Below are 26,873 nucleotides of genomic sequence, written 5' to 3'. Positions count from 1 at the left end.
ACTGAATGACGGAGTTGGGGTCATATACCTGCCCCATCCAGCCTAAAACAGCTCGATGTCGCCGTGGTTTTGGTTGGCGGCGATACCCGAAAGGGAAGGGACGCGGAGTTCGTCCAATGTAAGACTCTGCCAGATTTCGTCGTAGACGCTTTCGGGGGCGGTTGGGGGGAGGAGCGAGAACTGGCGGGTGGCGAGCGCCATGTTGCGGCAGCGCTGTTCGATGCGGTCTTGGCCCTGGAGCGCCGTGATGATCATCTGCATGGCCTGGCGCACGGACGAGTCACGGCTCAAGGGCGTATCGGAGAGCACTTCGAGGGCCGCGGTGATGCCTTCGAGCAGCGAGGTCGACTGACGCGCCGTTTCGTCCAGCTCCCGTGCCAATTTCTGCAGCGACATACACTTACCCCGCGATAGATACGTTCAACCTAACTCGGTATTTCTAAACCGGTTCTTGCCGACGCAAGTCATAGGAGGGTTGCGCGCTCAGCGTGGTTAGCAATTGGCTAACGAGTTATCGCTATTGTCCGACCAATTAGACGACACGGGTAGACCTTCGACTATGGGCCAGAACAGTTCCCTGCCTCCCGAATTCGACAGAGGCGTTGTAACGACGGTCCACCAGGGTGACTGCCACGTCTCCTCCGCCCAGGACGTCACTTTTTCGACCGTGCTCGGCTCGTGCATTTCCGCCTGCGTGCGGGATCGCGTCGCCAATGTGGGGGGCATGAACCACTTTCTCCTCGCCGAACAGTCCGGCTCGGCCAAGGATCGCTATGGCGCTTCTGCGCGCTATGGCGCCTTTGCCATGGAGCAGTTGATCAACAAGGTGCTCTCGGTCGGCTCGGGCAAGAAGGGCAATCTCGAGATCAAGGTTTTTGGTGGCGGGAAGATCAATTCCGCGCTCGACGATGTTGGGGCCAAGAACATCGAGTTCGTCCGGCAGTTTCTTTCGGACGAAGGCTATATGGCTTCGAGCGAGGATCTGGGCGGTAATTTTGCCCGTCGCGTGCTGTTCAAGCCCCATTCGGGGCGCGCCTTCGTCAAGCGGCTCGACAGCGATGTCGGCGCCAATGTGGCGCGCGAAGAAATCGCGCTCGCGAAACGCCGTGTCGTCGTGGCGCCGCCGGTCGACGATATCGAATTGTTCTAAGTCCGTTTTGCTTGGCTGGCTTTTGGGCCAGCCGGCATTTGACGCGCTTTCTTTGTCCTTGTTCACAATCGACAAATATTGGCGTCTGGCACGAGGCGAATTTACCCAATCTAAGGAATGACACCCCCAATATCGGTTCTGCTCGCCAAGCGCGGGACCAGCAGGATGATCCGCGTCGGCAGCCTGGGCACCTTGGTTGTTTCGAGCGCGTCGAGTCGGGGAATGTTTCATGGATCAGGGAGAGATTTCCCTCAGCGAGCGCGAGTTTTCGCGGATCAAGGATCGCGTCTATAAGGTCGCCGGCATTTCGCTGAGCGATGCCAAGCGGACCCTCGTCGTTTCCCGCCTGTCAAAGATCGTGCGCGCTCTCGGGCTCAATAGTTTCGACGCTTATGTCGACCACCTCGAAAAGGGTGCGTCAGGCGTCGAGGGGCAGGATTTCGTCAATGCTCTCACAACCAATCTGACGCGCTTTTACCGCGAAGATCATCATTTCGAGCACCTGCGGACCCATGTCCAGGCGCTGATGAGCCGTAAGCCACGCGGCCAAAAACTGCGCATCTGGTCAGCCGGCTGCTCGACGGGGCAGGAGCCCTATACGATCGGCATGGACCTGCTTGGCGCTTTCCCCGAATTGAAGCGCTGGGATTTCAAGATTCTCGCGACCGATATCGACACTGCAGTGATCGCAAAGGCGGCACGCGGGATCTATCCCGACAATGAATTGTCCGGGCTCAGCGCCGAGCGCTCGCGGCCGTTCCAGCGCCGCAATGACGGCACGGTGGAAGTGCCGCAGGCGGTGCGTGAACTGGTCTCGTTCAAGCAACTGAACCTCATTACCGAATGGCCGATGAAGGGCCCGTTCGACGCGATCTTCTGCCGCAATGTGGCAATCTATTTCGACAAGCCGACCCAGGGCATGGTGTTCGGCCGGTTCGGCAAACTCCTGGCGCCCGAGGCCTTCCTTTACATCGGGCACTCGGAAAATCTCGGGTCTGGCGGCGAAGGGTTCCGTCTCGTCGGCAAGACCATCTACCAGTCCCGCGCGCAGGCGAAGCGAGAAGCAGCATGACAATCAAGGTTCTGGTCGTCGACGACTCGGCCCTCATCCGCGAAGTCCTGACACGCATGCTGATGCGTGAGGGCGACATCCAGGTGGTCGGGACGGCGACGGACCCCATCGAAGCGCGCGAGAAGATCAAGCAGCTCAACCCCGATGTGCTGACGCTCGATATCGAAATGCCCAATATGAACGGGCTGGCTTTCCTCGAAAAGATCATGCGGCTGCGGCCCATGCCGGTCGTCATGGTCTCGACGCTGACCAAGAAGGGCGCGAGCGAAACGCTGCTGGCGCTTGAACTTGGCGCGGTCGATTTCGTCGCCAAGCCCAATACCGATCTGTCTGGAGGCCTCGAAGCTTTTGGCGCCGGCCTTCGCGATAAGATCCGCGACGCGGCCAAGACCAATGTGCGCGGCGTCGCTGCGCGCGGCGAAATGCCCAATATCGGGGTCAAGACCGCAGCAGCGCCCGATGGCGCGCTGATCGCGATCGGCGCATCGACTGGTGGCGTCGAAGCCATCCGCGCCGTTCTGACCAATATTCCCAAGGATTGCCCGCCGATCGTTATCGCCCAGCACATGCCGCCGGGCTTTACCGGCCGGTTTGCGGCGCGCCTCGACGAGCTATGCGCCATCAAGGTTGTCGAAGCCGAGGACCGCATGGTGCTCGAGCGCGGCCATGCTTATGTGGCCAAGGGCGACTATCATCTGCGCGTCGAGCGCAGTTCGGGCCAGCTCAAGTGCCGCCTCAGCCAGGATGAGCTGACGAGCGGGCACCGGCCAAGTGTCGATGTGCTGTTCGAATCGGTCGCCAAATCCGTCGGCTCGATGGCGGTCGGCGCGATCCTGACCGGCATGGGCCGGGACGGTGCGCGCGGGCTCAAGCTGATGCGCGATGCCGGCGCCTATACGGTGGGTCAGAGCCAGTCTTCGGCCCTGGTTTACGGCATGCCGCGCGTTGCTTTCGAGGAAGGCGCGGTAGTGGAGCAGGCTGCGGTCGAACAAATTGCCGCAAAGCTGGCCAATGCGTTGGTTCGCCTGCGTTCGGCAGCGTAAGCGCGACAAGCTTAACCCTCGGGTTGAGAGAATTGTAACGCTTGTTGCCTAGGATGCTGAGAAATACCGGGACACCATGCCCGGCGCATAAGAGGTTAGAAGGTCCATGCCCAAAGCAAGTGCTGTCAGCGTTTTGATCGTTGATGACCAGCAGTCCATGCGTGGTATCTGCAAATACATTCTCAATCAGCTCGGCTTCAAGGAAATCACCGAGGCCAAATCCGGCCGTGATGCCCTTGGCAAGCTCGAAACCACCAATATCGATCTGATCATTTCCGACTGGAACATGGACGATATCGATGGGCTTACCCTGCTCAAGGTGATCCGCAAGCATCCAAAGACCCAGGCCATGCCGTTCATCATGGCAACGGGCCGTTCGGACGCCGAGCAGGTCAAGGAAGCCATTTCGGCGGGGGTGAACAACTACATCATCAAGCCGTTCGACGTTTCGACCATGAAGAAACGTATCGAAGCGGTGATCGGCGCGCTGACCTAAGTCAGTTCTGCCAATAGATTTGATCGAGACGCCCGCAGAGCCCTCTGCGGGCGTCTTGCATTTTGGCGGCATAAACCTGCGATAAGCCCAAGCGTAATAAGTGGTTAAACCTAGATATGTAACGATTGCAGCCATCTAATTTGGTCCGGCCCGGGCGGCGCAGCAGCGCTGTCCGGAGAACGGCTGGCCGAATGGTTGGGACCATTCGGGATCGGGGGGAAATCGTGAAATTCTTGCCACACCTGCGAATCGCGCAGAAGTTGCCATTGGCTCTGGTGGGTTCGGCCCTTTTGGTAAGCGCAGGCGTCGGGCTTGCCAGCTACAATATCGGGCTCGGTACCGTACGCGAGCAGCGCGACCAGTCGATGGAGGCTGCGCTCTCGACGGCCGCGAGCCAAGTCAGCGAATATTTCTCGAGCGCGCAGGTCGATCTGCAGCTTTTCGTGCAGCGCTCGGACACGGTGACCGCGACCAAGAACCTGACGCGCGCGCTCGATGAATTGCGCATGGGGCTCAAGGAACGGGCCGCGCTGCAGCTTCAGGCCGCCTATATCACGGACAATCCCAACCAGGAGGACCGCGCCGCGCTCGATAGCGCCAATGGCAAGGGCGCGACCTATGACGCGCCGCACAAGCGCTTCCACCCCGGTTTTCGCACGCTCAAGGTCGAGCGTGCTTATTCCGACGTCCTGCTGATCAGCCCAGTGGGTGACGTCGTTTATTCGGTCGCCAAGAACACTGATTTTGCCGGTAACGTCGTGAACGATCCGGCGCTGGCATCGTCGGGCCTTGGCCAGGTCTTTGCGGCGGCAAAGGATTTGCCGGAGGGGTCGGCGGCCTTTGTCGACTACACCCAATATGGTCCGACCGGCACGCCGCAGAGCTTTATGGCCATGCCCGTCTATGAAAAGGACGAGGCAACCGGCGTGATGGTGCTGTCCATTTCGCCGGCGACGCTGAGTGCGCGGATTTCGAGCCTTTCGGGGCTTGGGCAGACCGGCGAAGTGGTGCTTGTGGGGCAGGACGGTTTGTTGCGCAGCGAATCGCCGCGCACCAATGAGCCGGACGTGCTGACGACGACACTGACCTCCGATGTGGTGGCGGGCGCGTTCTCTGGCGCAACCGGAGAAGGCACGAGCACGGATTATCGCGGCGCGACCATGGTGGTACGCGCGGCGCCGGTGACGGTTTCCGGGGTGACCTGGGCGGTGACTGCGGTGCAGCCGGAGGCTGAAGCCTATGCGGCCGTGGTCGATATGCGCAACATGACGCTTCTTGTCGGCGGGTTGCTGCTTGCGATCGCGGCGGTTGGGGGCTTCTTTTTTGCCCGCTCGATCAGCCGGCCGATTTCGCGCCTGACCGATACGATGGAAAGTCTCGCCGAGGGGGATCTTTCGGTCAGCGTCGAAGGCGGCAAGCGTCACGACGAAATCGGCGCCATGGCGCGGGCGGTCGAAGTGTTCCGCCAGAATGGCGTCCGGATCGCAGAAATGACGGAAGCCGAGGCCGCTTCGATCATTCGCGGACAGGCGGAACGCGCGACGATGATGCAGGATCTGCAGCGCTCGTTTGGCGCGGTGGTGGATGCGGCCATCGCCGGCGATTTTTCGCGCCGGGTGGATGCGGAATTCCCCGATGAGGAACTCAATGCCTTGGCGCGCTCAGTCAATGGTCTCGTCGGGACTGTCGATCGCGGTGTCGGCGAAACCGGCGTCGTCCTTTCGGCGCTCGCCAATACCGATCTTAGCCGCCGGATGGAGGGCGACTATCAGGGCGCCTTTGCGCGCCTCAAGTCGGACGTCAATGCGGTTGCCGATCGCCTGACCGATGTGGTCGGCGAATTGCGCGAGACCTCGACCACGCTCAAGACCGCGACGGGCGAAATCCTTTCCGGTGCCAACGACCTTTCGGAACGTACCACCAAGCAGGCGGCGACGATCGAGGAAACCTCGGCGACGATGGAGCAATTGGCTGCAACGGTGCTGCAGAATGCGCAGCGCGCGCAGGAAGCCAGCGCTGTCGCGGCCGATGTGACGCGCTCGGCGGAAGTGGGCGGCCAGGTGATGGCCGAAGCCACCGAGGCCATGGCGCGGATCACGCAGTCGTCCTCGAAGATCTCCAATATCATTGGCATGATCGATGACATCGCCTTCCAGACCAACCTTCTTGCGCTCAACGCTTCGGTGGAAGCGGCGCGGGCGGGCGAGGCGGGCAAGGGCTTTGCGGTGGTTGCCGTCGAAGTGCGGCGCCTCGCGCAAAGTGCGGCAAGCGCTTCGGCCGATGTGAAGCAGTTGATCGAGCAGAGCGCCAGCGAAGTCAAAGGCGGGACGCGGCTCGTGGACGATGCGGCGGCAAAGCTCCATGCCATGCTCGAGGCGGCGCGCTCGTCCAATACGCTGATGACCGGCATTGCGCGGGAAAGCCGCGAGCAGGCTTCGTCCATCGAGGAGGTCAATACGGCCGTCCGGCAGATGGACGAGATGACCCAGCACAATGCGGCTCTCGTCGAGGAGATGAACGCAGCGATCGAGCAGACGGAGGCCCAGGCCACCAAGCTCGATGGTATTGTCGATATTTTCAATACGAGCGGTGGACGGTCTGCGGCTCCCGCGCGGGTCGAAGCGCCGGCAGACGGCGTGCGCGGCCTGCAGCAAAAGCTCAAGTCGGTGGCCAAGAGCTATCTCAGCCACGGCAATGCCGCGGTGAAGGCGGATGACTGGAGCGAGTTCTAAAGGCCTGATGTGAAATAAAAAGGGGCGGTATCGCCCCTTTTGCCTCTCCGCTACCATACAAGAAACCCCGCATTAACCCGTAATTTCCTAGGATTGCGCCCGAGGAAATTTGAGGTGGCGCCCTGTTGGGTGCCTTGGGGGGATTCATGAAGGCATTTTCAATATTCGGCAGCATCAAGCTCACGACCGCGATCGCGGGCCTGGTGCTGACCAGTATCTTGATCACGATCACGGCTTTTTCCGTGAGCAATTATCTGGGGCTGGAGAGTCAGGCAGTGACCCAGGCGCAGATGCAGCAGCGCACTGACCTCAAGACTGCCGCGACGATTCTCGAAAAGCGGCTGGCAAGCTCGATCATCACCTGGAGCGACGACAACACCATCGGCGCGTTCCAGACCTATTCGATCCCGCGCTTTTACGACAACAGCACCATAGACTCGGTGACCCGCGTCACTGGCGGTCAGGCCGCAATCTTTGCGCTCGACCCGGCCAATGGGCAGTTCATGGCCAAGACCACGAGCTTTCCGGGCGAGGGTGACGAGCGGGCAGTTGAATTTGCGCTTGATCCAAATAGTGCTGCGGCGGCAGCGCTGGCGCATTCCCTGCCCTATGAAGGTTCGGTCGAGATACTCGGGACGACTTATTGGGGTGGGTTCTATCCTGTGCTCAAGCTCGACAACACCCTTCTGGGCGCATTCTGGGTCGGCGCGGATCTGACGGCGGCGGGTGCGGCAGCGCAGGACGCCGTGCCGGGTATGCTGATGATGGGCGGCATTTTGCTTGTGGTCATGGGGTCGCTGACCATTCTCGTTGCGCGGCAATTGACCAAGCCCGTGCCGCGCCTTGCAGAAACCATGGAGGCCATCGCCGACGGGCAGTTCGAGACTGTTGTGCCCTATCTGGCGCGGCGCAACGAAATCGGCGCCATGGCGCGGGCGGTGGAAGTGTTCCGGGAAAATGGGCTGCGCGTGAGCCAGATGACCGAGGCGGAAGCCGCGCGCATCATTGCCGATCAGGCCGAGCGCCAACAGATGATGACGGAGCTGCAGCGCGCCTTTGGCGATGTGGTCGATGCCGCCATCTCAGGCGACTTTTCGCGGCGCGTGCATGCCGAATTCCCGGATGACGAACTCAATTCGCTGGCGCGGTCGGTCAATGGCCTTGTCGATACGGTCGATCGGGGCGTGGGCGAGACCGGGACGGTGCTGGCGGCACTCGCCAATACCGACCTGACGCAGCGCATGGAGGGCGATTTCGAAGGCGCTTTCGCGCGGCTCAAGACCGACGTCAATGCCGTGGCCGACCGCTTGAGCGATGTCGTGGGGCAATTGCGCAGCACATCGGGGACGCTCAAGACAGCGACTGGCGAAATTCTCTCCGGCGCCAATGATCTCTCCGAGCGCACGACGCGCCAAGCGGCGACGATCGAAGAGACATCGGCCGCCATGGAGCAATTGGCGACGACGGTGTTGGAAAACGCAGCGCGGGCCAAGGACGCTAGCGCCAATGCAGCGCAGGTGACGCGAACGGCGGAAGATGGCGGCGCGGCGATGCAGGACGCGACGCAGGCGATGGAGCGGATTACCCAATCCTCGTCGAAGATCTCCAATATCATCGGCATGATCGACGATATCGCCTTCCAGACCAATCTCCTCGCGCTCAATGCCTCGGTGGAAGCGGCGCGGGCAGGCGATGCCGGCAAGGGTTTTGCGGTGGTGGCCGTCGAAGTTCGGCGCCTCGCGCAAAGCGCGGCGCAGGCATCGTCGGAAGTGAAAGTCTTGATCGAACAGAGCGGCAGCGAGGTTGCGACGGGATCGAAACTGGTCGAAGAGGCCGCGAGCAAGCTGACATCGGTGCTGGGCGCCATCCGTGAGAATACGAGCTCTCTCGAAGCCATTGCGCGCGAAAGCCGCGATCAGGCGGGCGCGATCGAAGAGATCACTGCCGCAGTCCGGCAAATGGATGAAATGACCCAGCACAATGCGGCGCTGGTCGAGGAAACCAATGCCGCGATCGAACAAACGGAAGCGCAGGCAACGGAGCTCGACCGGATCGTTGATATCTTCAAGATCGACGGCAGGCCGGCGGCTCGGAGCCTGGCCGCTGCGCGTCCGGCGCCGGCGCGCGCCTCTGCGACAGCGTTCCGCACACAGGGCAATGCAGCGATCTCGACGGATTGGGACGAGTTCTGATCCCGGTTAATAGTTCCATGAAAGCGGCGTGCTCCGGGGCGCCGTTTTTCTATTGATGACAGTGTCATAGCTGTTTACGCCGGATTAACCGTGATGCGGCATCCTGTGCTTGGACGCAGATTTGGACGGCTGGCAGCGATTTCCCTGATCGAACAGGGTATCCCTCCAACGGCCGCTATGACCTCCGGTGGAGCATGCGTCTCAGCATCACCTCCGCACCATTTTCAGAACGGCCGCTTGTTCGGATGCGTTGTCGCGCCGCTGTGCGCGCAAAAAGCGAATATTGTTCTGTACTGACAAATCAATCTCCGTAATTCTACAGAGGTTTTGTTGTCGTTATCGGATTTTTCTACGTGTTTCTGCGGGGAATGTTTTCATTGCTCGGCGGAGCACTGCATCCGGAAAACCATTCCATTGGTATGAAAGGATTTTTTAACCAGGCGGGCGCAATTTTGCCTCAGGGGGACAAAGCGGCTGTCACCCCGGACAATTGGGGCTAATCATGAGAACTCTGGGTTTTGGTCAGAGTGCTTCTATCCGAGACCTGGAAGCGAAAAGTGCGGCTTTGTCCCGCAGCCAGGCAATCATCGAATTCACGCTTAATGGTACGATCATCACGGCCAACGACAATTTCCTCAGCGCGATGGGCTACCAGCTCGAGGAAATCGCGGGCAAGCACCACTCGATGTTCTGCGATCCCGCTTTTGCGGCGAGCGCTGACTACAAGGCCTTTTGGGCGGCGCTGCGCAGCGGCACCTATCAGTCGGCGGCCTATCGCCGGCTCGCCAAGGGTGGGCGCGAGATCTGGATCCAGGCGAGCTACAACCCGGTGTTCGACCGGTCGGGGAAGCCCGTCAAGGTGATCAAGTTCGCGACCGACGTGACCGAGCAAATGCGGCTGGCGGCTGATCACGAGGCACAGATCGCGGCGATTTCGCGCGTCCAGGCCGTGATCGCCTTCAATCTCGATGGCACCATCATCGATGCCAATGAGAATTTCCTGTCGACGGTCGGCTATCGGCTCGAGGACATCAAGGGCCGGCATCATTCGATGTTCTGCGACCCCAAATTCGTCTCGACTTCGGACTATCGCAATTTCTGGCAGCGGCTGGGTGCCGGGGAATATGTCTCCGCCGAGTTTCAGCGCTTCGGCAAGGGCGGCAAGGAAATCTGGATCCAGGCCAGCTACAATCCGATCTTCGACGCTGCGGGCAAGGTGGTGAAGGTCATCAAGTTTGCGACCGACATCACCGAGCGCAAGCGCGCCGAGGGGATCATCAAGCTTCTTACTGAAAGCCTTGCACGCATGGCGAACGGGGATCTCGGCGGGCGCATCGAGACCAGTTTTACCGGGCAATATGAAGAGCTGCGGCAGGCCTTCAATCAATCGCTGACCCAGCTCGAGGGCATTGTCGGTAATCTGCGCAGCACCTCGCGGTCGTTGAAGACCGCGACCGCGGAGATTCTGACCGGCGCCAACGATCTTTCCCAGCGCACGACACGGCAGGCGGCGACCATCGAAGAAACTTCGGCAGCGGTCGAGCAGTTGGCGACGACGGTGGCCGAGAATGCGCGGCGCGCGGCAACGGCGAGCGAGAAGGCCCGCGTTTTGGCGCAGGACGCGACCAATGGCGGCACCGTGATGGGTGAAGCGACCGGCGCGATGACGGCGATCGAGGCCTCGTCGGGCAAGATCTCCAATATTATCGGGCTGATCGACGACATCGCGTTCCAGACCAATCTGCTTGCGCTCAATGCTTCGGTGGAAGCAGCACGGGCCGGGGATGCGGGCAAGGGCTTTGCGGTGGTCGCCGTCGAAGTGCGGCGCCTGGCGCAGAGCGCGGCGCAGGCGTCGTCGGACGTCAAGGCGCTGATCGAAGCAAGTGCCGGGGAAGTGCGGACTGGGGCGCAACTCGTCGCCCAGGCGGCGCGCAAATTGGAAGACATTTTGCGCGGGGCCGAGGACAGCTTTGGGCTGATCGAGGCCATGGCCAAGGCCAGCAGCGAACAATCGGGCGCGCTCGACGAGGTCGCCATGGCGATCCGGCAGATGGACGAAATCACCCAGCACAATGCAGCGCTCGTGGAAGAGACCAATGCCGCCATCGAACAAACCGAGGAACAGGCGGCCAAGCTCGACGGCATCGTCGATGTGTTCCGGCAGGAAAGCCGGGCCCCGCGCAAGGAAGCCTATGCGGCCTGAGGAGGGCCGCATCAACTCCAAATTTACCATAACTGACATAAGGTTCGGGTGAATGATCGTGATCAAGCTTGGGAACTTGTGCGCGGTTCAAATCGAACTTTCTGATGCACGAGTCGCAGGCTGATCCATGTCCACCAATCCGAACGATTCCCTCCAATCCCGTCTTGATTTCGTCAAGCTCGATAAAGAAGCCCTTGCCGGCATCGCCCGCATCCGGCCGTTGATCGATACCCATCTCGGCGAGGCGCTCGACCGGTTTTACGCCCATCTCTCCACTGTGCCGGCCGTTACGAAATTCTTCGACGGTAAGGGGCAGATGAACCGGGCACAGGGCAAGCAGACCGGACATTGGAATTCGATCGCCGACGGCAAGCTGGATCAGGCCTATTTCGAATCAAGCACCAAGGTCGGCCTGCGCCATGCTCAGATCGGGCTCGAGCCGCGCTGGCATATCGGGGGCTATAGTCTCATCGTCGAGACGCTGGTGAGTGGGATCGTGCGCGATACGATGGCGGCGGCGCTGGAGCCGACCAGGGGCGCCTTCGGGCGCAAGGTGACGCGCGACCCAAAGGACGTGATGCAGGATGTCGAGGCGATGACCGCTTCGCTCGTTGCTGTCCTTAAGGCGGTGATGCTCGACATCGATATCGGCGTTTCTGCCTATTTCGAAAAGCTCAACAGCGATGCGCGGGCGGCAGACGATGCGGCCAAGGCCAGCATTCAGGCAGCGGTCGCCGCGACCGGATCGGTATTGCAAGACGTGGCGCGCGGGGATCTCCGCAGCCGCGTGACGGAGAACCTCGATCCGGAATTTGACCAGATCAAGCTCGACACCAATGCGGTGGCCGAGCGGTTGACCTCGATCGTCACGCAATTGCAGGGCACCTCGCGCCAGCTCAAGACGGCGACCAGCGAAATCCTGACCGGTGCCAATGATCTCGCCGAGCGCACGACGCGGCAGGCGGCGACGATCGAAGAGACGACGGCGGCGATCGAGCAGCTCTCTTCGGCCGTGGTCGAAAACGCCAAACGCGCTGCAACCGCCAGCGAAAAGGCGCGCAGCGTTTCGGAAAGCGCGACGACCGGCGGCCAGGTGATGAACGAAGCCAATACGGCAATGGGCGCCATCGAAGCCTCGTCGTCCAAGATTTCCAATATCATCGGCATGATCGACGATATCGCCTTCCAGACCAATCTCCTGGCCCTGAACGCTTCGGTGGAAGCGGCGCGGGCAGGGGAGGCGGGCAAGGGCTTTGCGGTGGTCGCCGTCGAAGTGCGGCGCCTGGCGCAAAGTGCGGCCAATGCCTCGTCCGAGGTCAAACAGCTGATCGAAACCTCGGCCGCAGAAGTGCGCGGTGGCACCCAACTGGTGGCGCGGGCAACGGAAATGCTGCTTGATATACTTGCCGGAGCGCAGGAAAGCGCGACGCTGATCGACACTATCGCGCAGGCCAATCGCTCGCAGTCCTCTTCGCTTGAAGAGGTGACGATTGCCGTGCGGCAGATGGACGAGATGACCCAGCACAATGCCGCGCTCGTCGAAGAAACCAACGCTGCCATCGAGCAGACCGAGGGCCAGGCGGCCGAACTCGACAGAATCGTCGAGGTGTTTCGCATCGACGACAGTTCGAGTGGTTCGCAGTATCGGTCTGCGCCGCAGCGCCGGCCGGCGCCGCGTGTCGCGGGCAATACGGCCATCGCCAATGACTGGGAGGCGTTCTGACCGGCATTGCGCCGTCTCGTCCGCCGTGCTTGAAGACGGCGAACGGGGAGACGGACCATGGCGCATATCGGCCTTGTGGCGCATGACGACAAAAAGGACGATCTTTGCGCCTGGGCCGAACGGCACAAGGCCAAGCTCAGCCAGCATCAGCTCTGGGGCACTGGCACGACCGGCAGCCGCGTCATGGCGGCAACGGGGATGACCGTTACCCTTCTCAAAAGCGGGCCGCTCGGCGGGGATCAGCAGCTTGGCGCGATGATCTGCGAAGGCAAGCTCGATATGCTGATCTTCTTCATCGATCCCATGTCGGCCCAGCCCCATGATGTCGACGTCAAGGCGCTGACGCGATTGGCGACGCTTTACGATGTGCCGCTCGCTAATAATCGCTCGACGGCAGACGCGGTTCTGGCCTTCCTGCCGGACCGAACGGATTTGGAATAAAGCGTTCCCACGGAAAAATCGCGCTGCTGGCGGTTTTTTGTCCCGCGCGCCGGCTGCAATGCGTTGACCGCCCGGCCCTCTTGTGAACAGATGCCGCAAATTTGCCCGGATTGAACTGGGCAGGCATGGCATTTCAGGAACATTCGGGGCCGCTTGGTGACCACCGACTTGGTGATTGACGTTCGCAACGTCACAAAACGATTTGGCGGCCTTTTGGCCGTCAACGATTGCTCGCTTTCGGTCCGGCGCGGATCGATCACCGGGCTGATCGGCCCCAATGGCGCGGGCAAATCGACCCTTTTCAACATGGTCGCCGGCAATATCACGCCCGATAGCGGCCAGGTCATGTTCGATGGTGCAGATGTCACTGGTATGAAGCCATACCAGCTTTTCCGCATCGGCATGTTGCGCACCTTCCAAATCGCGCATGAATTCAGCCAGATGACCGCGCTCGAGAACCTGATGATGGTGCCGGGCGACCAGCCGGGCGAGCATTTGCTCGATACTTGGTTTCGGCCGGGACTCGTTAGAAGCCGCGAGACTGGGGTGCGCAAGAAGGCGCTCGATGTCATCGATTTCTTGAAGCTCGGTCATGTGCGCAATGAGCTGGCAGGTAATCTCTCCGGCGGACAGAAAAAGCTCCTTGAGCTTGGGCGCACCATGATGGTCGATGCCAAGGTCGTGCTGCTCGACGAAGTCGCGGCGGGCGTCAACAAGAGCCTCCTCAACGATTTGGCTTCGAACATCGAGCGGATGAATCGCGAGCTTGGCTATACGTTCTTTGTCATCGAGCATGACATGGACCTGATCGGCCGGCTCTGCGATCCCGTCATCGTCATGGCACAGGGCGAGAAGATCGCCGAAGGCCCGATGGCCGAAATCCGCGCCAATCCGCAAATCGTCGAAGCCTATTTCGGCACTCCAGTGGAGGCCGTTTGATGCCTTTGATTGAACTGAAGCACGTCGTCGGCGGCTATGGCGGCGCGCCGATCCTCAATGGCGTCAATATGGCCATCGAGAAGACCGATATCGGCGTCATCGTCGGCCCCAATGGGGCCGGTAAGTCGACGACGCTCAAGGCCATCTTCGGGCTGCTGAAAGTCACCGGCGGCACGATCGAGTTTGGCGGCGAAAACATCGCCAATTCGCTCCCTGACAAGCTCGTGCCCAAGGGCCTGAGCTTTGTGCCGCAGGAAAAGAACGTCTTTACCTCGATGACCGTCGAGGAAAATCTCGAAATGGGCGCCTTTACGCGTCCCGACGATTTTTCCGGCACGATGGAATGGGTTTACGAGATGTTCCCCGTGCTGCGCGAAAAGCGGCGGCAGCCGGCGGGCGAGCTTTCAGGCGGGCAGCGGCAGATGGTGGCCATGGGCCGCGCGCTGATGAGCAAGCCGAGCCTTCTGATGCTCGACGAGCCTTCGGCCGGGCTTTCGCCGCGCTATGTGATCGAGATTTTCGAGACCATCCAGCGCGTCAACAAGGAAGGCGTCGGCATTCTCATGGTCGAGCAAAATGCCCGTCAGGCGCTGGCTTTCGCGTCCAAGGGCTTTGTCCTCGCCAGCGGCCAGAACCGCTTCACCGGCACCGGGGCGGAGTTGATCGCCGACCCGGAAGTCGCCAAGTCTTTCCTCGGGGGCTGAGCCGTGACCGAACTCGTTTTCTTCACCAATCAGGTGATCATCTCCGGTCTCGTGCTGGGCTGCATCTATGCGCTCGGGGCCATCGGCATCACGCTGATTTTCGGCATTTTGCGCTTTGCCCATTTTGCGCATTCCGAACTGATGACCGGCGGGGCCTTCATCGCTTTCCTGCTCGCATCGGCTTTTGCGGCCTGGGGCATTGTGACGCCGATCCCGACCGGCTTCGTCGTGCTGCCCATCGCCATGGTGCTCGCGGCCATTTTGGCGCTCGGTATCGACAAGGGGTTTTATGCTCCGCTGAGGAAGCGTGGCGCCAAGCCCGTGACGCTACTGATCGCCTCGATCGGCGTGACGCTGATGATCCAGGGCCTTATTCGCCTGTTTTTCGGCGCGGGCTCCTATTCGTTCTTCGAGACCGAGCCCAAGGAAGTCTTCCGGTTTGACCTTGCGAGCATCGGTTCGACCCGGCCGCTGGTGATCACCGAGCCGCAGGTGTTGATGATCCTCGTTACCTTCGTGTCGGTGCTGGCGCTGCATTTCTTCCTCACGCGTTCGCGTCTCGGCAAGGCCATGCGCGCAATGGCGGACAATGCCGATCTCGCGCAGGTTTCGGGCATCAATACCGCGCTTGTCGTGCGCGTCACCTGGATCATCGCCGGGGCGCTGGGCTGCATGGCCGGCACGATGCTGGCACTCGACGTGACGCTGAAGCCTGACCTCGCCTTCAACATCATCCTGCCGATCTTTGCCGCCGCCATCGTCGGCGGGCTCGGTCAGGCCTATGGCGCCATCGCCGGCGGTTTGTTGATCGGCTTTGCCGAGACGCTGGCCGTCTTCAACTGGACGATGGTTTTGCGGCCGCTCAATGCGATCCTGCCGGACTGGATGCAATTGCCGCCGACCCTGGCCCTGGTGCCCACCGAATATAAGCTTACCGTCGCCTTCGTGATCCTCGTCGTCACCCTTCTTGTGCGGCCGACAGGTATCTTCAAGGGAGCCTCATCATGATCCAGCGTTCCCTGACGCTTTTTGGCGGACTTTTCGTCCTCATCCTTCTTATGGGATGGGTGATGGGGCTGCCCTTCACCTCCTCACGGCTCGTCGAGGCGGCGGCCTATGCGCTGATTGCCCTGGGGCTCAACATTCAGTGGGGCTATGGCGGGCTCTTCAACTTCGGCATCATGGGCTTTCTCATGGTGGGCGGGGCGGCCGTGACCTTCATCTCCTTTCCGGTCAATCCGGTCTTTTGGGCCGGTGAAGGTCCGGCCATGCTCGGCAAGGCGCTGCTTGCCTTTGCGGTGGGCGCACTGATCGTGCTGGCAGCCCGGAAATCCGATCGCATCGGCATTACCGGAAAGTGGAAGACGGCGCTGACGGTGCTGGCATGGTTCATCGGCTATTGCCTTTATCGCAGCCAGATCGATCCGGCCGCGGCCTATATCGAGTCGGCCGCCGGTGGCGGCTGGATCGGTGGGCTTGGCGGTCATCCGGTTCTCGGTTGGCTCTTTGGCGGCGTCCTCGCTGCGGGCATTGCCTATATCGTCGGAAAAATCTGTCTTGGCCTGCGGACCGATTATCTCGCGATCGCGACCATCGGTATTTCCGAAATCATCCGCGCGCTGATCAAGAACATGGACTGGCTGACGCGCGGCACGCTGACCGTGTCGCCGATCCCGTGGCCGACGCCCCTGCCGCAGGCGTTTCAAGCCAGTGGCATGGATGGATCGACAGCGCTCCTTGCCGCGCGCTCGGGCTATCTGCTTCTGGCCGTGATCGTCTTGGCGATCGTCATGTGGTTGATCTCGCGCGCCTATGCCGGGCCGTGGGGCCGCATGATGCGCGCCATCCGCGACAACCACATCGCTGCAACCTCCATGGGCAAGAACGTCACTGCGCGGCAGCTCGAAATCTTCGTCTTCGGTTCGGTTTTGATGGGCATTGGCGGCGCCATGCTGGTCAGCTTTGTCCAGATTTTCGATCCTTCGAGCTATCAGCCGATCAACCATACCTTCCTCATTTGGGTGATGGTGATCGTTGGCGGCGCGGGCAACAACTGGGGCGCGCTGTTTGGAGCGATCCTCCTCTGGCTAATCTGGGTGATTTCTGAGCCGCTGTCGAAGGCTGTTTTCGACTTCGTCAGCACGTGGTCGACCCAATTCGGCTGGGGCGCCATTCCGGAGATCGAAGCCCGATCGGCACAGATGCGCGTCTTCGTTCTGGGTCTCGTCATTACCATCGCCTTGCGCTTTGCGCCCCGCGGTCTCATTCCAGAAGTGGTCAAACGCGAGCGGTGATGTCCAAATTTGGACAGAGTGCTTGAAGCTTTGGGGCTTCTGGGGTATTTCTGCTTCAGGAGACGGAAATGCGCGCTGCGGGATTAGAAGAAAACCAGACCTCGTTCATCGGCAAGACGCCTGTCTTGGCGTCGGATCGGTTTTCCTCGGTCAATCGCAAGCGGCTGAGTGGGCCGGCTTTGCGCACGTTTCTCAATATCGCCGAAGACTGGGGCTTGAGCGAAGAGCAGCGGCGGCTGGTGCTTGGTTATCCGTCGCGATCGACCTACCACAACTGGATGCGGCTGGCGCGTGACGGCGGGGCGGTGACGCTCGATGTCGATGCGCTGATGCGGCTTTCGGCGCTTCTGGGTGTCCATCAGGCGCTCGGCGTGTTGTTTGCGACCAAGGAGGCCGGGGTCGAGTGGCTCAAGGGGCCGCACCTTGCGCCGGTCTTTGGCGGGCAGGCGCCACTAGCGCTCCTGACCAATGGCAGCATGGACGGGATCATGCTGGTGCGGCGGTTTCTCGATGCGGCGCGGGGAGGGCTTTATATGCCGCCCAATGGCATTGACGCCGTCTTCAGCCCCACGACGGATGCCGATATCGTTTGGCGCTGACGATGGATGTGGCAGCCCCTGACGTCACCTATCGGCTGATCCCTTCGCAGTTTCCGCCAATCGGGCTGTTCGAGACGGTCGCGTCGGCGGATGATCTTGAAGCGGTGATGGAACTGTCCGGCTGGACCAATGACCGGCTGGTGACCGAGCGCATTGCGCGCCTGCCGAAGGCGGATTGGGTTTTTGGGCGGCCCAACGCCTCGATCGTCATGGCGGCTTTTCTCCATGCTCCGCCAATGGGTGCGCGCTTTTCCGGGCCGGATCTCGGCGCCTGGTATGCGGCCGCGCGGATCGAAACGGGTATTGCCGAAGTCGGACACCATCTGCGGCGCGAGGCTTTTGCGCGCGGCAAGGCCGAGGGGCAGCGGACTTTTCGGGTGTACCAAGCGCGGATCGAGGGTTCGTATCGTGATGTCCTGCCTGAGGACCGGCCGGACTGTTTTACCGACGATTATGGGCCGAGCCAGGCTTTTGGTGAGGGACTGCGGGCGGCTGGGAAGGACGGCCTCGTCTATCCCAGCCTGCGGCACCGCAGCGGTCTTTGCATCTGCGCCTTCCGGCCACGCAAAATCCTGGATGTGGTGCAGGCTGAGCATTTTTCGATCACGGTCCGCACCGATATGCGGCAGGTGGTCGTGGAGCGGCTTCCTGCGGGTTAGGATAAGTGACCATCGATTGTCGGATGTGACCTCTTGGTCATCGTCACTACCCGGCTTGTCCGGGTAGTCCACCTAGCAGCGAAATGGATTGCCCGGACAAGCCGGGCAATGACGGCAGAACAGGCTCTGTGTCTCGACGAGATAGCATAGACGCTGCAATCGGCGTTTTCGGGCTTTTTGCTACCAAACAAAAAGCCCGGGATCACTCCCGGGCTTCGGTTCTTTAGCAAGACCCAGCTTACTGGATCAGGCCCTTTTCGACGAACTTGCCGCCTTCGACGGCGAGTTCGACGATGATGCCGTCGACGTCGCCGGCTGCGTCGAAGTCGAGCGAGCCGCCAGCGCCTTCATAGTTGATGTCGGTGCCGGCCTTGATCAGGTCGACGGCTTTCTTCCATTCGCCGGGGCGGATGGTTTCGCCAGGCGCGGAGGCGACGTCGCGGAGGGCTGCGGAGAGACCTTCGCGGTCGGTCGAGCCGTTCTTCTCGATGGCGAGGGCCATCAGGAAGGCAGCGTCATAGGCCTGGGGTGCGTAGGTGGCGTTGGCTTCAAAACCGTCGGAGGTGAAGGCGTTGTAGAGATCAACGGATTCACCGGTCGGAGCGCCAGCGCGGGTTGCGATCAGGCCTTCGACAGCCGAAGCATCGATGCCGCTGAGGAGGTCGTCGCCAACCATGCCGTCACCGCCGACATAGGTGGTGAAGTTGCCGGATTCGACGGCCTGGCGCAGGATGGTGTTGCCCGAGGCGTTGGCGTAGGCGAGGACGACGAGGTTCTGCGAGGCAACGAGGTTGCCAAGTTCGGCGCGATAGTCGGCCTTGCCTTCTTCGTGCGCGAGGTTGGCAGCAACAGTGCCACCGCCAGCGGTGTAGGCAGCCGACAGTGCGTCGGCAAAGCCCTTGCCGTAGTCATTGTTGACGTAGGTGATGGCGATGTCCTTGATGCCCTTGGCGAGCAGCAGGTCGGCCATCTTGACGCCCTGGAGCGCGTCGGACGGGGTGGTGCGGTAGACGAGGTCGTTGTCTTCGAGCGTCGTCAGAGCCGGAGCGGACGAGGCTGGCGAGATGAAGACGACATTGCCCGAAAGACCCGAGCCGTTGAAGGCGCCGATGGTTTCGCCGGTGCAGAGCGCGCCGACGACGCCGGTGACGTTGTCGGTGTTGATCAGGCGGTCGGCAGCGGCTGCGGCTGCGGTCGCGTCGCACGCGCCGTCGGCCGAGACGATCTTGAATTCACCGCCCAGGATCCCGCCCTGTTCGTTGACCTGCTTCACGACGAGTTCGGCGCCGGCAAAGATCGGCGGCGTGAGCGATTCAATCGGACCGGTGAAGCCACCGATGAAACCGATGGTGGCGCCGGTGTCCTGGGCGATTGCCGGAGCGGCAACGCTAAGGGCAGTGGCGGCGACCGCCAGGGTCAGGGTTTTCTTGAACATGGACGTCCCTCTGTTGGCGTTGCACGCAGGATGGCCTTGCTGGCCTCATTCTTGCGACGTGCAACGGATGCCGGGGGCGCCACACGCGCCCCGCTGGCACGGACTGTTGCACAATTTCAAAACAGTTGTCACCGGGGGTCTTGCGCCAAATTGCCAAGGCCTGTCGGTTGCTTAAGGCATGATGTTTGCGCATAGACTGGAGGGGAGGGAATGAGGACGCCAATGGCCTTTCGCACCACCATCATTCTTGCCCTGCTGCTGACCTCACCAGTCGTTCCGGCGCAGGCGCAGTTCACCATGCTCGATAGTGCGCAGGATGCCCAAGTCGCGCCTGTCGACGGTGCTGAATCGGGTGCATCGCCGCCTCCCGCGATCGCAACGCCTTGCGGCACGCAGCCGATGACGATCGCGCGGATGACCTGGCCATCGGCCGCACTTTTGTCGGAAATTCACGCGCGCGTGCTCAAGCAAGCGTATGGCTGCGATGCGCGGGTCATTCCCGGCGATCTTGCGGCGACGACTTCATCCATGGGTTCGACCGGGCAGCCGGCGATGGCGCCGGAAATGTGGGTGACGCGCATTGCCGATGTCTGGAATGGCGCGGTCGATGCACAGATGCTGCGGAGTGCGGCGCCCACATACGATACGACGACCTTCGAAGGCTGGTTCGTCCCCTCCTATATGAATGCCAGCGATGGCAGCGCCTTGACGGCAGCGGGACTGACGACGCTCCTCGCCGGGGCAGGCACGACCCCGGTGCGCTTTATTTCCTGCCCGGCGGATTGGGCCTGTTCAGTCATCAATCGCAACCTGATCAAGGCGCAGGGTTTGGCGGATCGTCTCGAGATCGTCGAGCCGGCCAATCGGTTCGAAATGGATGCGCTGATTGCAGAGGCGGTGAGCCGGCGCGAGAATTTCGTCTTTTATTATTGGCAGCCCAATGCGGTTTTGGCGCAGCTCGATTTCAAGGCGCTCGATATGGGCGCATTTGACGAGGCGGCGATGAAATGCCTTGCGGCGGCGACGTGTGCGGATCCAAAACCGTCGGCCTTTCCAAGCGAATTGGTGGTGAGCGCCGTGGCCGAATGGGTCTTTACCGAGGCCCCCAATGTCGCGGGATATTTTCAGCGCGCCACCTTGCCAATCGCGGAAATGAATCGGCTCCTGGCGCAAGCCAATGAGCCGGGCGCGACCATCGAAGGTGTGGCCGAGCGGTTTGTCGCCGAGCATAGCGATATCTGGCAGGCCTGGACGGGCGGCACGCCCTGACCGGGGTTTTACCAGCTGTTCACCACGACCCGATGTGCCGTGCAACTTGTCTTGGTTTTGTCACCTGAGAAAACTAGGGTCGCGGCTAATTGTGGCGTCACCTATACCCCTGAACTCAATATGAATTTTCCGCCGAGAGAGCGAACCCGGCTGCCTGGAGCGCGTCTCGCGCGGCGGGTGCAGCCTGTTGGAGAAAAAGCGCCGCGCCGCGCCAATCATCTCGCGCCGATCCTCTCCAGCTACCGTAAGGTTGCACTGGGGCTGGCGCTGGTTCTTCTGGCGATCAGCGCGATTGCGTTAATGGCCCTCGATCGGCCGGCCTATGTGGTTGCGCCTAATCCGACACTTTTATTGGCTGGGGTCGCGTCGCTCCTGTCCGGAGTGGGTCTTCTCATTGCGGGCCATCGCAGCATTCGCCGCCAGCTTGCCAAGGCCGCGCAGGACACCCAGGAAATCGTCGCATCCGTCCATCGTGACGCGCTGACGGGAGTCTTCACGCGCTCCTATTTCATGCAGGCGCTGCGCGACGAAATCTTTCATGGCTCGTCGCGGTCCCTTGGCTATCTGCAGCTCGACATGGATAATCTCAAGGTGCTGAACGACGGCGCAGGACATGGCGCGGGCGATGCGGCGCTGGTGCATTTGGCCAAGGCGATTGCCGAGGTGATGCCAGGCGCGGTGATCGGCCGGCTTGGCGGCGACGAATTCGGCATTGCCGTGCTCGATTGCGATAATCGCGGCGCGCTCAAGCGGCTCGGCGAGGAATTGCTCCGCCGCCTCGATCAACCGATTACGATTGCCGGGCGGCCGACGCGGCTTTCAGCGACGATCGGTTTCTCGCTGGCGCCGACGGATGCCAGCGATGTCGACGATCTCATCGCCAAGGCCGACCTTGCGCTTTACAAGGGCAAGCGCGCCGGGCGGCGGCAGGTGATTGCCTTTGATCCCGATATGCTGGGAGATGAGCGGCATCGCCGGTTCATCGAGCGGGAACTGCGCGCAGCGCTGCTGATGGACGAGTTGGAACTCCATTACCAGCCGGTCGTTGGCGCCGACATGAAAGTGCGTTCGCACGAAGCGCTGTTGCGCTGGCGGCACAAGGTGCGCGGCATGATCCCGCCTGCGCAGTTCATCGGTATTGCCGAAGAAAGTGACCTGATCGACAAGCTCGGTGAATGGGTTTTGCGGCGCGCGCTCAACGATATCCCGACACTTGGCACGCCTGTGGCGATCAACGTTTCCGCAGCGCAGCTCCGTCGCGGTGATTTTGCGGCAAAATTCGCGACCATGGTCATGGACAGTGCGATCGAGCCGGGGCGGCTGATTATCGAAATCACTGAAACCGTGCCGCTTGGAGCGGGGCTGGTCGAGCAGGGCAATCTTGAAACCCTACGCAGCCTTGGCTTCAAGGTGGCGATCGACGATTTCGGCGCCGGTCACGCCAGCTTGCAGTATCTGCGTGGCTTTGCCTTCGACGTCATCAAGATCGATCGGACTTATGTCGCCAATATCGGGGAAAGCCGGATCGACGCGATGATCGTCGAAGCCATCTGCGACATTGCGCGCTCGCTCGAGGTTGAGGTTATTGCCGAAGGCGTCGAGACGGAGGTTCAGCTCGACCTGTTGCGCCGGGCCGGCTGCACCGCGTTCCAGGGCTATCTGCTGGGACGACCGGGGCCATTGAAGCCGGCCAAGCTTGCCGATGCGGCATAGGACCGGGCCTGAGCCCGGTCCCGAGTTTATTTAGGACGCTGCGGCGCGGGCAGCGTCGAGCCAGCCATCGACAGCGGCGCGATTTTCTTCGATCCAGGCGGCAGCCTGGGCTTCGATATCGGTGTCGCCGTCGTTCATCGCCGAATTCTGCGCAAAGATATCTTCGAGCGGAATGGCGACTTCGTTAAGCAGAGCGCCCACGGCCGGGTTGTCGGCGAGGAACTCGGAATTGACGACCGGCACGATGTCATTGGCCGGGAAGCCGAGCTTGCACGGATCATTGACGCAGCCCTCAACGCCTTCGAGCGTCGCGGCATCGGCAAGACTCATATCGGGCAGGTCAACCTCCGGCACTTCGATCCAGACGACATCCTTGCCGGGCACCAGCTGGTTGGCGGTCCAGTTCGGTGTCCAGGTGTAATAAAGGATGTGCTCGCCGCCCTTATAGGCCGCAAGTGCATCGGCCATGGAGGCGGAATAGCCCGCCTTGATCGTATTGATATGGTCGCGCAGCTCATAGGCATCCATGTGATGCTCGATATTGATCTCGCAGCCCCAGCCCGGTGGGCAGGCGACCATATCGGCCTTGCCATCGCCATTGCGATCGAACGCGGCCTTGACCTCGTCGCGCTTGAAGTCTTCGAGCGAGGTTATGCCAAACTCGTCGGCAGCAGCCTTATCGATCAGATAGCCTTCGAGCGCGCCGCCCTTGGCAACGGCGCCGACGATTTCAGCGCCGCTCGAAAAGATCGGCTCATAGGTCGAGTGGAGCGGGAACCAGCCATCGACCCACATGGTCACATCGCCCATGGCGACGGACTGATAGAACGGTGGGTTGTCGAGCGTGATCGCCGGAGCGACGTCATAGCCAAGCTCCTGGAGAAGCTGGCGGTAGATTTCGGTGTGGAACCAGCCGGTGTCCCAGGTTGGCTGGGCCATGGTGATCGCGGTGCCGGCGCCTGGGCCGTCCTGTGCGATTGCCGGCAGGGCTGAGGTGGCGAGAAGGGCGGCGGCGAGGAAGGGAAGGCTCTTATCGAGACGGAACATTGCTGTTTTTGTCTCCTTGTTTTTGCTTTTCGGTGTTCCGCGAAAGCGGAGGCGAATGGGGGCAGAGCGCCCCCAGCGTGGCGGCGATCAGGCCGCCTTTCCCGCTTGGGCCGGCGCCGGGGCGCCTGGCTTGAACAGGGAAACGAGGGTTTGGCGGAGCGAGGTGGTTTCGAGCCTCTTCTGCTCGCCGAGGCCTTGGGTGATGCGATCGAGCACGATGGCAAGAATGACGATGCCAACGCCGCCGGCGGTGGCGCCGCCGACATCGAGGCGGCCGAGGCCGGTATTGACAGTGAGCCCGAGGCCACCGGCACCGATCAGGGCGGTGATCACCACCATCGAGAGCGCCAGCATCAGGGTCTGGTTGAGACCTGCCAAAATGGTGCGCATGGCGAGCGGCAATTGCAGCTCGAACAGCATCTGCATCGGCGTCGAGCCGAAGGCGGTCGAGGCTTCTATGAGGTCGGTCCGCACATTGCGGATGCCGAGATTGGTGAGCCGGATGATCGGGGGCAGGGCAAAGATGATGGTCGCGATGATCCCGGGGGCCATGCCGACGCCGAAGAGCATGACGATGGGTACGAGGTAAACGAAACTGGGGATCGTCTGCATGATGTCGAGCACCGGGCGCGCGATCTTCCAGGTGAGATCGTTGCGGGCCGCCAAGATGCCGACGGGCACGCCGATAATGGTGCAAAAGAGCACCGAGGTCAGGATCATCGACAACGTCGTCATGGTCTCGGGCCAGAGGCCGATCATGTCGATGAAGGCAAAGCCGACAAGAGTGAAAATGGCCATGCCGCGCCCGGCATATTTGAAGGCGAGGAGCGCAAAGACCAGAGTCGTGACCACCATGGGCACGAAGGCGAGGAAATCGTCGAGGCCGTTGAGCACCACGCTGATGGGCACCTGCATGGCGCGGAAGAAGGGCCGGAAATTGGGAACAAGCCAATCGCGGACGAGGAAATTGACCCAATCGTCAAAGGGAATGATGAGGAAATCGGACGGGCTCAAGGCACGTCTCCTTGTCTTGGCGGCAAGCCCAGAAGGGCTCGCGCAAAATGGGATTTTTAGCGGGAGGACGCGGTTTAGGGGGTGGGCGCGAGTTCGCGCTCTTCAGCTACAGCTTCAGCCTGTGGCTCGGCGTCGGGCGTTGCCGGATCGGCCGAAAGCTGGGCAAAAACCGCTTCGGGCTCGATGACGCCGATCAGGCGATTGTCCGCATCGGTCATGGCGATGGGAAGGCCTGAAGATGCCGGCGCATAGAGATCGGCGAGCTGAGTATCGCGATCGGCTGTCGGGAAATCGGTGATGAGCACATCGGCCAGCGGCACATCGGCCGTGCCGCTTTCGCGGTCGGCAGCGGCGGCTTGCTGATAGGTCACGACACCAGCGATATCCTCGCCATCGAGCACATAGACCGCGCTGCGGTTCTGCTCTTCCATGGCTTTGACGGCATCGCCCGCCGTATCGCCCGTCAACTGCATGGGTAGGGCATCAGTGGCGACGGTTGCGGCGGTGAAGACGCGGCCCCGATCAATATCGGCCACGAAGGCGGCCACATAATCATTGGCCGGCTGCGAAACGATATCCTGGGCGCTGCCCACCTGAACGATCTCGCCATCCTTCATGATGGCGATGCGATCACCGAGCATCAGTGCTTCATTGAGATCGTGGGTGATGAAGACGATGGTCTTTTTCAGCGTGCGCTGGAGCACCAGCAGCTCTTCCTGCATTTCCTTGCGGATCAGCGGATCGAGCGCGCCGAACGGCTCATCCATGAGGAGAACCTGCGGATCGGTCGCGAGCGCCCGGGCAAGCCCGACGCGCTGCTGCATGCCGCCCGAAAGATCGGCGGGTAGAGAATCGGCCCAGGAGGAGAGGCCCACCTGTTCGAGGGCGATCAGCGCCTGTTCGCGGCGCTCGTCGCTCGATACGCCTTTGACCTTGAGGCCATAGGCCGCGTTCTCGGCAATGGTGCGATGGGGGAAAAGAGCGAAATGCTGGAAGACCATGGCGATCTTCTGACGGCGGATTTCGCGCAGTTTAGCGGGAGAACAGGAGGCGACATCATCGCCATCGATCAGTATTTCGCCGCTGGTGGGGCGGATGAGGCCGTTGAGCATGCGGACGAGGGTGGATTTGCCCGATCCCGAGAGGCCCATGACCACAAAGATCTGGCCTTCTTTCACATCAAATGCGGCATTCTGGACGCCGATGGTCTGGCCGGTCGCTTCGAAAATGTCATTCTTGCTTTGGCCGGACTTGAGCATCTCAAGGGCGCGGCCGGGCTTTTCGCCAAATATCTTGAAGACGTTCTTTACGCTGATCTTGCTGGTCATAAAACCTCGTCGGTTTATGCCGGGCAATCCAATTTGTCGGCGTGCCAGTCATTCAATAGAGCTGACGAAAGACAAAATAATATCGGCGCTGATACATGGAATGTGTCAACGCTCAACCCAGGCATGTTGCTGTTCTGGAGCCAACTTAACCGCGGATAATCTGCATTTCAACCTTGCGGTGGCGAAATTTGGCATTTTTCGAGGCAAGAAAATTTTAGAATCATCCTTGGAACCAATTTGCAATACGGCTGTAAGCGCCGGATTTACTGGTGACTCAGTGGCAAGATTTGTCGCGAGCGGCGCGCATACGTCATGGTTGCATGGCTCCCAAGCCGGTGGATATAAGGGGAGGCACAGGCGAACGGGGAGTAGCGACTTGGACTTGAAGCGGATCAACGATCACGTCAGCGTTTCGGGGCAAATCAACCCGGAAGATGTCGCCACGCTCAAATCCCTCGGCTTCGTCGCCATCGTCAACAACCGTCCTGACGGTGAATCGCCCGACCAGCCGGCGGGTGCCGAGATCGAGGCTGCCGCCAAGGCTGCCGGTCTGAACTATTATGCCATCCCGCTGGGACGAGAAGGGGTCAATCCCGAACTCGTCGAGAAGACCAAGGCCGCGCTCGAGGGGAACGACGGCCCGGTATTCTGCTTCTGCCGCTCCGGCACACGCTCGACGACCCTTTGGGCGCTGAGCCAGGCCGGTGAAACGGATGCATCCGAGATCATCTCGCAGGCGGCCGAGGCCGGCTACGACATGAGCCATCTCGCCGGCATTCTGTCGAGAAGCTGACACGAACGACTATGGCGGCATGGATGG

23 protein-coding genes are annotated in these 26,873 nt (G+C 61.2%); 18 read left to right on the top strand and 5 right to left on the bottom strand.

What is annotated here, in order from left to right; genetic code table 11:
* Positions 1-42 precede the first annotated feature (42 nt).
* Positions 43-396: a hypothetical protein gene (locus ASG47_RS08125; RefSeq protein WP_061908243.1), complete on the bottom strand. Its 354-nt coding sequence runs from the start codon at positions 394-396 to the stop codon at positions 43-45.
* A 163-nt stretch (positions 397-559) separates the two neighbouring features.
* Between ASG47_RS08125 and ASG47_RS08120 the strand changes: the two genes are divergently transcribed.
* The 15 genes from ASG47_RS08120 (at position 560) to ASG47_RS08050 (ending at position 18,247) form a co-directional block, all read left to right on the top strand.
* Complete coding sequence (locus ASG47_RS08120) at positions 560-1,150, top strand: chemotaxis protein CheD (RefSeq protein WP_061908242.1); 591 nt, start codon at positions 560-562, stop codon at positions 1,148-1,150.
* A 229-nt stretch (positions 1,151-1,379) separates the two neighbouring features.
* Complete coding sequence (locus ASG47_RS08115; protein ID WP_061908241.1) at positions 1,380-2,222, top strand: CheR family methyltransferase; 843 nt, start codon at positions 1,380-1,382, stop codon at positions 2,220-2,222.
* Entirely contained in the window at positions 2,219-3,265 is a 1,047-nt protein-coding gene (locus tag ASG47_RS08110; RefSeq protein ID WP_061908240.1) for a protein-glutamate methylesterase/protein-glutamine glutaminase, read from the top strand. Before ASG47_RS08115 ends, ASG47_RS08110 begins: the two co-directional genes overlap by 4 nt.
* 106 nt (positions 3,266-3,371) lie before the next feature.
* Entirely contained in the window at positions 3,372-3,761 is a 390-nt protein-coding gene (locus ASG47_RS08105; protein WP_061908239.1) for a response regulator, read from the top strand.
* A 224-nt stretch (positions 3,762-3,985) separates the two neighbouring features.
* Positions 3,986-6,493, top strand: coding sequence for a methyl-accepting chemotaxis protein (locus ASG47_RS21065; RefSeq protein ID WP_244487061.1), 2,508 nt, complete (start codon positions 3,986-3,988; stop codon positions 6,491-6,493).
* Positions 6,494-6,639: 146 nt separating this feature from the next.
* Positions 6,640-8,685: a methyl-accepting chemotaxis protein gene (locus ASG47_RS08095; RefSeq protein ID WP_061908237.1), complete on the top strand. Its 2,046-nt coding sequence runs from the start codon at positions 6,640-6,642 to the stop codon at positions 8,683-8,685.
* A 502-nt stretch (positions 8,686-9,187) separates the two neighbouring features.
* Positions 9,188-10,888, top strand: coding sequence for a methyl-accepting chemotaxis protein (locus ASG47_RS08090; RefSeq protein WP_082511639.1), 1,701 nt, complete (start codon positions 9,188-9,190; stop codon positions 10,886-10,888).
* A 127-nt stretch (positions 10,889-11,015) separates the two neighbouring features.
* The gene (locus tag ASG47_RS08085; protein WP_061908235.1) at positions 11,016-12,611 is read left to right on the top strand and encodes a globin-coupled sensor protein; all 1,596 of its coding nucleotides are present in this window, start codon (positions 11,016-11,018) and stop codon (positions 12,609-12,611) included.
* A 57-nt stretch (positions 12,612-12,668) separates the two neighbouring features.
* Complete coding sequence (locus ASG47_RS08080; protein WP_061908234.1) at positions 12,669-13,052, top strand: methylglyoxal synthase; 384 nt, start codon at positions 12,669-12,671, stop codon at positions 13,050-13,052.
* A 156-nt stretch (positions 13,053-13,208) separates the two neighbouring features.
* Positions 13,209-13,991, top strand: a complete 783-nt coding sequence (locus tag ASG47_RS08075; RefSeq protein ID WP_061908835.1) for an ABC transporter ATP-binding protein — start codon at positions 13,209-13,211, stop codon at positions 13,989-13,991.
* Positions 13,991-14,695, top strand: coding sequence for an ABC transporter ATP-binding protein (locus ASG47_RS08070; protein WP_061908233.1), 705 nt, complete (start codon positions 13,991-13,993; stop codon positions 14,693-14,695). Before ASG47_RS08075 ends, ASG47_RS08070 begins: the two co-directional genes overlap by 1 nt.
* 3 nt (positions 14,696-14,698) lie before the next feature.
* Positions 14,699-15,703, top strand: a complete 1,005-nt coding sequence (locus ASG47_RS08065; RefSeq protein ID WP_061908232.1) for a branched-chain amino acid ABC transporter permease — start codon at positions 14,699-14,701, stop codon at positions 15,701-15,703.
* On the top strand, positions 15,700-16,989 hold the full coding sequence (locus ASG47_RS08060; protein WP_061908231.1) for a branched-chain amino acid ABC transporter permease: 1,290 nt from the start codon (positions 15,700-15,702) through the stop codon (positions 16,987-16,989). The genes ASG47_RS08065 and ASG47_RS08060 overlap by 4 nt, the downstream gene beginning before the upstream one ends.
* 68 nt (positions 16,990-17,057) lie before the next feature.
* A complete protein-coding gene (locus ASG47_RS08055) occupies positions 17,058-17,588 on the top strand; it encodes an MbcA/ParS/Xre antitoxin family protein (RefSeq protein ID WP_061908230.1) in 531 nt (176 codons plus the stop codon).
* Between the two features lie 2 nt (positions 17,589-17,590).
* Positions 17,591-18,247: an RES family NAD+ phosphorylase gene (locus tag ASG47_RS08050; protein ID WP_061908229.1), complete on the top strand. Its 657-nt coding sequence runs from the start codon at positions 17,591-17,593 to the stop codon at positions 18,245-18,247.
* Between the two features lie 238 nt (positions 18,248-18,485).
* On the opposite strand, the gene ASG47_RS08045 is transcribed toward ASG47_RS08050, so the two are convergent.
* Positions 18,486-19,682, bottom strand: coding sequence for an ABC transporter substrate-binding protein (locus ASG47_RS08045; RefSeq protein ID WP_061908228.1), 1,197 nt, complete (start codon positions 19,680-19,682; stop codon positions 18,486-18,488).
* Between the two features lie 222 nt (positions 19,683-19,904).
* Between ASG47_RS08045 and ASG47_RS08040 the strand changes: the two genes are divergently transcribed.
* Together ASG47_RS08040 and ASG47_RS08035 are read left to right on the top strand one after the other, a co-directional pair.
* Complete coding sequence (locus tag ASG47_RS08040) at positions 19,905-20,951, top strand: glycine betaine ABC transporter substrate-binding protein (RefSeq protein ID WP_061908227.1); 1,047 nt, start codon at positions 19,905-19,907, stop codon at positions 20,949-20,951.
* Positions 20,952-21,128: 177 nt separating this feature from the next.
* A complete protein-coding gene (locus ASG47_RS08035) occupies positions 21,129-22,664 on the top strand; it encodes a putative bifunctional diguanylate cyclase/phosphodiesterase (RefSeq protein WP_061908226.1) in 1,536 nt (511 codons plus the stop codon).
* Between the two features lie 30 nt (positions 22,665-22,694).
* On the opposite strand, the gene proX is transcribed toward ASG47_RS08035, so the two are convergent.
* The 3 genes from proX to ASG47_RS08020 form a co-directional block, all read right to left on the bottom strand.
* Positions 22,695-23,711 carry a glycine betaine/L-proline ABC transporter substrate-binding protein ProX gene (gene proX, locus ASG47_RS08030; protein ID WP_061908225.1) on the bottom strand — a complete coding sequence of 339 codons (1,017 nt, stop codon included), beginning with the start codon at positions 23,709-23,711 and terminating at the stop codon, positions 22,695-22,697.
* A gap of 87 nt (positions 23,712-23,798) precedes the next feature.
* Positions 23,799-24,725 carry an ABC transporter permease gene (locus tag ASG47_RS08025; RefSeq protein WP_061908224.1) on the bottom strand — a complete coding sequence of 309 codons (927 nt, stop codon included), beginning with the start codon at positions 24,723-24,725 and terminating at the stop codon, positions 23,799-23,801.
* 74 nt (positions 24,726-24,799) lie between these two features.
* On the bottom strand, positions 24,800-26,053 hold the full coding sequence (locus ASG47_RS08020) for a quaternary amine ABC transporter ATP-binding protein (RefSeq protein ID WP_061908223.1): 1,254 nt from the start codon (positions 26,051-26,053) through the stop codon (positions 24,800-24,802).
* Positions 26,054-26,429: 376 nt separating this feature from the next.
* Between ASG47_RS08020 and ASG47_RS20925 the strand changes: the two genes are divergently transcribed.
* The gene (locus tag ASG47_RS20925) at positions 26,430-26,846 is read left to right on the top strand and encodes a TIGR01244 family sulfur transferase (protein WP_061908222.1); all 417 of its coding nucleotides are present in this window, start codon (positions 26,430-26,432) and stop codon (positions 26,844-26,846) included.
* The last annotated feature ends 27 nt before the right edge of the window (positions 26,847-26,873 follow it).

Origin of the sequence: Devosia sp. Leaf420 (assembly GCF_001425445.1) — a bacterium.
Lineage (GTDB): Bacteria > Pseudomonadota > Alphaproteobacteria > Rhizobiales > Devosiaceae > Devosia.
This window is presented reverse-complemented; position numbering and strand designations above follow the sequence as displayed.